The sequence below is a fragment of the Streptomyces sp. NPDC059564 genome (assembly GCF_042735575.1).
Lineage (GTDB): Bacteria > Actinomycetota > Actinomycetes > Streptomycetales > Streptomycetaceae > Streptomyces.
Genome location: NZ_JBHWBP010000413.1, coordinates 1 through 6313 on the forward strand (window position 1 = coordinate 1; position 6313 = coordinate 6313).

The 6313-nt window shown below is 74.7% G+C and carries 4 protein-coding genes and 1 pseudogene; 3 read left to right on the forward strand and 2 right to left on the reverse strand.

Annotation, left to right across the window (positions count from 1 at the left end):
- Together ACFV0Q_RS36855 and ACFV0Q_RS36860 are read left to right on the forward strand one after the other, a co-directional pair.
- On the forward strand, positions 1-2616 hold a 2616-nt coding region (locus ACFV0Q_RS36855), incomplete at its 5' end, for a xanthine dehydrogenase family protein molybdopterin-binding subunit (RefSeq protein ID WP_385011702.1).
- Positions 2616-4379, forward strand: coding sequence for a ferritin-like domain-containing protein (locus ACFV0Q_RS36860; RefSeq protein WP_385011705.1), 1764 nt, complete (start codon positions 2616-2618; stop codon positions 4377-4379). The genes ACFV0Q_RS36855 and ACFV0Q_RS36860, both read left to right, overlap by 1 nt.
- A gap of 26 nt (positions 4380-4405) precedes the next feature.
- On the opposite strand, the gene ACFV0Q_RS36865 is transcribed toward ACFV0Q_RS36860, so the two are convergent.
- On the reverse strand, positions 4406-5290 hold the full coding sequence (locus ACFV0Q_RS36865; RefSeq protein ID WP_385011708.1) for an MBL fold metallo-hydrolase: 885 nt from the start codon (positions 5288-5290) through the stop codon (positions 4406-4408).
- Positions 5291-5419: 129 nt separating this feature from the next.
- Here ACFV0Q_RS36865 and ACFV0Q_RS36870 point away from each other — a divergent pair, with 129 nt between their 5' ends.
- Positions 5420-5848: a MarR family winged helix-turn-helix transcriptional regulator gene (locus tag ACFV0Q_RS36870; protein WP_385011711.1), complete on the forward strand. Its 429-nt coding sequence runs from the start codon at positions 5420-5422 to the stop codon at positions 5846-5848.
- Between the two features lie 42 nt (positions 5849-5890).
- Here the strand turns inward: ACFV0Q_RS36870 and ACFV0Q_RS36875 are convergent.
- Positions 5891-6313 (reverse strand): annotated as a pseudogene (locus ACFV0Q_RS36875) (hypothetical protein); the annotation flags it as partial.

Consider the following 6313-nt stretch of genomic DNA (forward strand, 5'->3'; position numbering starts at 1 on the left):
GCCCCCGACGGCTGGCCGCCCGACTGCTCCCACGCCCTGCTGCTGCGCAGCGGCCACGTCGACCGGCCCTACGCGGGCCTCGACTGGGACCTGGTCCCCGCCGGGCTGCGGCCCGACGCGGTGGTGACCGCCGCCGACCTGACCGAGCCCCCGTACCGCAACCGGATCACCACCGACCAGGTGCAGGCGCTGCTGCCGGCCGGGCAGCTCCCCGACTACCTCGGGCAGCCCGTGGCCATCGCCGTCTACTCCGACTTCCTGCGGTTCCGCCGGGCCGCCCAGGAACTGCGGGAGTCCACCGGACCCGTGCTGCACGGCCCGCCGCCCGCGGTCCCGGTCCCGCCGCAGCCGGGGGAACTGGCCGAGCTGGAGGAGTGGACCCAGCGCCGGTTCACCGGCACCCAGCACCAGGCGCACTTCCTGCTCGACCACACCGCCGCCGCCCCGTACTCCCTCTGGGACCGGGGCCGCGTCGACTTCGACGGCACCGCCTTCGTCCGGGGTTCGCAGCCCGACGCGGAGGCGGAGGCGCTCTTCGCCGCTCTGCGGGCGGAGTCGGCCGATCCGGCCGCGCCCGGCGTCCAGGTCGTCACGACCACCTTCACCCAGCAGACCGACCCGGCCTTCCTGGAACCCGAGGCGGGCCTGGGCTGGCTCGACCGGTCCACCGCGACCCTGCACCTGCTGTTGGGCACCCAGTCCCCGCACGGCGACGTCCCGGACGTCCGCAACCTGGTGGGCGCGGCGAACCCGCTGGTACGCCGGGTCGTGCTGGCCGACCGGGACTGCGGGGGCGGCTTCGGCGGGCGGGACAAGTCCCCCTTCCCCTTCTACCTCGCACTCGCCGCCGTCTTCGCCCCCGGGCCCGTACGCCTCGCCTACGACCGGCGCGAACAGTTCCAGGGCGGACTCAAACGGCACGGCTCCGCGGTGCGCAGCTGGCTGCGGGCCGGGCCCGACGGCAAGCTGACCGCGGTCCGCTCCTTCGTCGTCCTGCGCGGCGGGGTCGAGGCGAACCTGAACGGGGCGGTGCTGTCGCTGGCGGCGCTGCACGCCACCGGGCCCTACCGGGTGCCGCGGGCCTCGGTCCACGGCATCGTGCTGGAGCGTCCGATCCCCGCCGTCGGCTCGATGCGCGGCTTCGGCATCCCCCAGGTCGCCTTCAACATCGAGACGGCGGTCGACCGGCTCGCCGTACGCGGCCTGGGCACCGATCCGATCGCCTTCCGGCTCGCGAACGTCCTGCGCCAGGCGCCCGCTCCGGGTACCGGCCCGGCCGCGGAACCGGCCGACACCGACCTGGCCGGCACCCCGCTCCGCTTCCACCTCGCCAACGCCGAGATCTGCGCGGCCGCCCTGGACCACCCCCTGTGGCGCACCCGCGACGATCCCGGGCCCGCCGAGGACGGCGTCCGGTACGGGGTCGGTTTCGCCTGCTGCATGGAGGCGTACGGGACCAGCCAGGACAGCGTCTACAGCGCGGTGCGCGTGGCCGGGGACGGCACGGTCGAGGTCTGGGGCCAGACCGTCGACATGGGCCAGGGCGCGCGCAGTTCCCTGGAACGGGCCGCGCAGAACGAGCTCGGCGCGCAGGCGCGCGTCCACCTCGGCGTGGTCGGCCCGTTCGAACGGTTCGCCCAGCAGCTCCAGGAACGCGGCCTGCACGGCGCCGTGAAGATCTCCCTCTCCCACGGGGCGAGCAGCGCGTCGAAGACGGCCTTCTTCCACGTGCACGTCCTGCGCGAGGTCTGCCGGGCGCTGCTGCGGCTGCGGCTGCTGCCGGCCGCCCGCACCCTGCTGGGCGAGCCGGGCCTGTCGGACGAGGAGCTGCTGGCCGGCTGGAGCGGGGGCGCGTTGCGGCTGGCGGGCCGCCGGGAGCTGGCGCTGGCCGAGCTGGCGGCCGAAGCCGAGCGCACCGGCGGGGAGACGTACGCGATGGCGCACGGCTACTTCTGCAACGGCTGGTCCCGGGCTGCCTTCCCGGCCGCCGGGGGCGGGACGTACGAGGCGGCCGTGGACGCCCTCGGCCTGGGCCGCTCCCCGGACACGGGGGTGACGCCCCTGGAGCCGCAGGGAGCGCTGCGGCCACCGCCCACCCGCGGCCCCGGCGGCGCGGTGGTGCCGCGGTCCCTGTACGCGTCCGCGGGTCATCTGGTGAAGGTGGCGGTGGACGCCCGGCAGGGCCGGATCCGGGTCGTGGAGGCGGTGACCTTCCTCGACGCCGGGGACCCCCTGGTCCCGGCGGTGCTCGAAAGCCAGGCCGAGGGCGGCCTGGCCATGGGCATCTCGCAGACGCTGTACGAGGAACTGCCCGCGGAGAACGGCGGCGGGCCGTTCGTCAACCTGGACCGCTACCGGCTGCCGCACTGCGCCGACCTGGCAGGCGTCCGGCGGGAGACGGTGCTGGTGCCGCTGGGTCCGGACGGCGTGCTGGGGCCGGGCGGGCCGTCGGTCCGTCACAAGGGCGTCGGCGAGGCCGTCATGACCGGCGTCGGCCCCGCCATCGCCAACGCCGTCGCCCACGCCCTGGGTCACACCGGGGACGACTGCTGGCCGGTCCGGCTGCCGATCCGGCTCGCCGACCTTCCGCCCCTCCCCGCCCCCGGAGGGCCTTGATGCAGGAAACGCCGACCGATCTCGACCTCACCGTCAACGGCGTACGGCACACCGGCCGTCAGGTGCCCGGTGACATGTCGCTGGTGCACTTCCTGCACGAGGACCTCGGACTCACGGGGACCCGCGTCGGCTGCTCGATCGGCGAGTGCCGGGCCTGCACCGTCGCCGTGCGGCCGCGGCCGGGGGCGGCGCCGGTCACCCGGCAGGCCTGCATGACGGCCATGCGGCACGTGGCGGGGTGGGAGGTGACCACCGTCGAGGGCCTGGCCGCCGCGGACGGTGCGCTGCACCCGGTGCAGCGGGCCATCCTGGACCGGGACGCCTTCCAGTGCGGCTACTGCGCGGCGGGGTTCGCCGTGGCCGGGTCCGTGGCGGTGGAGCAGGCGGCGGGCGTCGGGGACGCCGGCGGTGCGGTGGACGGGCTGGTCGAGACCGTACTGGGTCCGCACCTGTGCCGTTGCACCGGCTACAGCCGCTACCTGGACGCGGTCCGCTCGGTCGCCGAGGCCGCCGCGCACGCCGCACCGGCGCGCGCCGGGCTCCGTACGGCGGCCGCTGCGACGGCCGGTGCCGGGCCGACGGCCGAGGCCGCCGCCGCGCGGACGGCGCTGTCGCCGGCCGAACGCGATGCCCTGGGCTACACCCCGCTCTTCGACGACCCGCGGCTCGAACTGATCCGGCTGCTGCGCGACGGCGCCGAGATCGAGCACTCCCTGCTCGTGCAGTACCTGTACGCCGCGTTCTCCGTGAAGCAGCCGCGCTACGCCCGGCTCGCCGGCTGGCCGAGCCACCGCTACGGCGGCCGCCCGCTGCACCTGATGGGCGTCGCCATCGAGGAGATGACGCACCTCGACGTCGTGAACGGCCTGCTGGTGGCGCTGGGCGCGGCCCCCCACCTGGGCCGCCAGCAGTTCCCGTACGAGAAGGACGTCTACCCGTTCGACTTCGCGCTGGAGCCGCTGAGCCTGCACAGCCTCGCCAAGTACGTGTACGTCGAGGCCCCGCCGGGTGCCGTGGACCCGGATCTGCCGCACCCTCCCGAGGACCTGGCGTTCATCGAGCGGCTGTACGCGGTGCTCGGCGGCGGGGCGCGGCCGCGCCCCCATCAGGTCGGCAGCCTCTACCGCAAGGTGGCCCGGGTGCTGGAGCTGCTGGAGGCCCGGGAGCCGGGGCTGCTGGACTACCCGGCCTGGCACGCCCGCCTCGACATCGTGCGGGAGGAGGGCGAGAGCGAGCACTTCGAGCTGTTCCGGGCCCTGTTCGACGGCACGCACCCGACGCTGGCCGACGCGCACGACGTGTGGAACCCGGACAGCCCCGACCACCCCGTGCTGCCCCTGCGCCTGGGCAGCGGGCTGCCGCCCACCGGCGAGGCCGTCCCGGACGGGACGGTGCCCGCGCTGCGGCACCTGGCGAACCTGCACTACTGGGCGGTGTGCATGCTGCTGGACCAGTCGTACCGCCGCGGCGGGCTGTTCCACAGCGCGGCCCGCCGCCACATGACGGGCCCGCTGCGCAGCCTCGGCAGTGCGCTGGCCCGGCTCGGGGAGGGCGTGCCCTTCGACGTGTTCGTCGCCGGGTACGCGCCCGGGCGCGACGACGCGGGGAACCTGGAGCTGACCCGCGTCATGCTCCGCCAGGTGGCGGTGGCCCAGCAGCGCCACGCCCGCCACCTCCCGCCCGACTACGCGCACACCTGCGTGGCGGAGACCCTGTGGGAGTGCGGCCTGGCCGATGGCGGGGGCGGGGGCGGCGGAGGCTGAGGCCGCGCCACCCCCGGCCCGGTCTGTCAGGCGTCCAGGGGGCGCCAGCCCGGGCCGTTCCCGTCCTGCTGGACGTGCCCGAACACCACGTCGGCGAAGTGGACGCCGAAGCCGATCGTGTCCGGCTCCGCCAGCTCGGCGACGAGGCGGCGGCGGTGGTCGGCGGTCTGGACGAGGTCGTGGTCGAAGCCCGAGGACCAGTCGGGGTGGTCGACCTGGATCGGCGCGTGCATGGCGTCGCCGAAGGCGATCAGACGGCGTCCGCCCCCGGTGATGACGTACTCGGCGTGCCCGACGGTGTGGCCGGGGGTGATCCGTACGCGTACGCCGGGGAAGACCTCCTGCCCGTCCGTGACCGTACGTACGCGCGGTGCGAGGGCCGCGACCTGCTCGGTCATGCCCTGGGCCTCCAGGAGGTCGCGCCGGTCCCACTCGGGTTCGGAGATCAGGTACTCGGCGTGGGCGAACACGGGCCGGTCGGCGCCGGGGGCGGGGTGGCAGGCCCAGCCGAGGTGGTCGGCGTGGAGGTGGGTGAAGGCCACCGCTTCGATGTCCTCGGGGCGGCGGCCGAGTTCGGCCAGGCTCCGCGTGAGCGCGCCTCCGCGGATCGTGGCGAGGGGGCCGTCCGGAGCCTCGTGCGTCTGCGGGCCGAAGCCCGCGTCGATCAGCAGCGCGCGGTCGCCGTGCTCCACCAGCAGGCCGCCGACGCTCCCGACGAGGTGGCCCGTGGTGTCGAGGTACTCCGGGTGTGCGGCCCAGACCTCGTCGGTGGTGTCCGGGAGCATCCGAAGCGGCCGGAGCCGCACATCGCCGTCCGGCACGTACGACACCTTCGTGTCGCCCAGCCGTATCGAGCGGATGCCCGCGGGCCGGCGCAGTCGTGCGTCCTGAGCCACCGTCACATCAGCCATGAGTTCTCTCCCCTGAGTAGCCGTCGGGCCGTCGCGGCGTTTCCCGCGGCGACGACGCCACGATAAGCATCAAGTTCGAATCATTCAAGCTGTAATTATTTCGTCTTGACGTACTGCTAGGGTGGTGACATGAGGACGTCCCCCGAGTCGCAGGCCATCGCCGAACGACAGCTGTGCGGTCTGGTGAACGGGCTGGCCCAGCGGATCGCCGAGCACGTACGGGAGCGCGCCGCCACCCTGAGCCTCACCGCGTCCCAGGCGACCGCGCTGCGGGAGATGAGCGGGCCGATGACCATGCGGGAGCTCGCCGAACGGATGAGCTGCGAGCCCTCCAACACCACCTTCGTCGTCGACAAGCTCGAGAAGCAGAGCCTGATCGAGCGCCACCCGCACCCGACGGACCGCCGCGCCAAGCACCTCGTCCTCACGCCCGAGGGCACCGCGCTGCGGACGCGCCTCCTCGAACTCCTCTCCGTGGACTCCCCGCTGTCCGGCCTCACCCAGCCGGAGCAGCGCGTCCTCCACGGGCTGCTGGAGCAGGCCATCACCTCCCCGTGAGCCGGCGCCGGGCCGCGGGGATCCAGGGCTGCGCGTACCGCCCTACTCGCTGTCCGGACCGCCGTCCTCCTCGGCGTGGTCGGCCATCGCGAGGTCCAGGTAGCGCTCCATCGCACGGGCCTGGGCCGGGGACGGCTGCTCGGCCGCGGCGCCCATGGCCTGGGCCCCGAGGATCAGGGTGCGGGCGTCGGCCTCGCCGTGGCCGGGATCCGGCGGGTGCACTCCGGCAGCCTTCTCCGCCGCCTCCACCGCTGTGGAGTGAGCCGCCATGGCCCGTGCGTACTGCTCGACGCGCGGGTCCTCGACATCGGCGTCGGCCAGCTCCTCGAACAGCTCGCTCAGCCGCAAGCCCTCCGCCTTGAGATCAGGTCGGCTCTCGAGGAAGGCACCGGCCCGGACCACCCCGAGAGCGGCGCTGACGCCGTGAGTCGCTTCCAGCAGGAGCAGGAACTCCTGCTCCTCCCT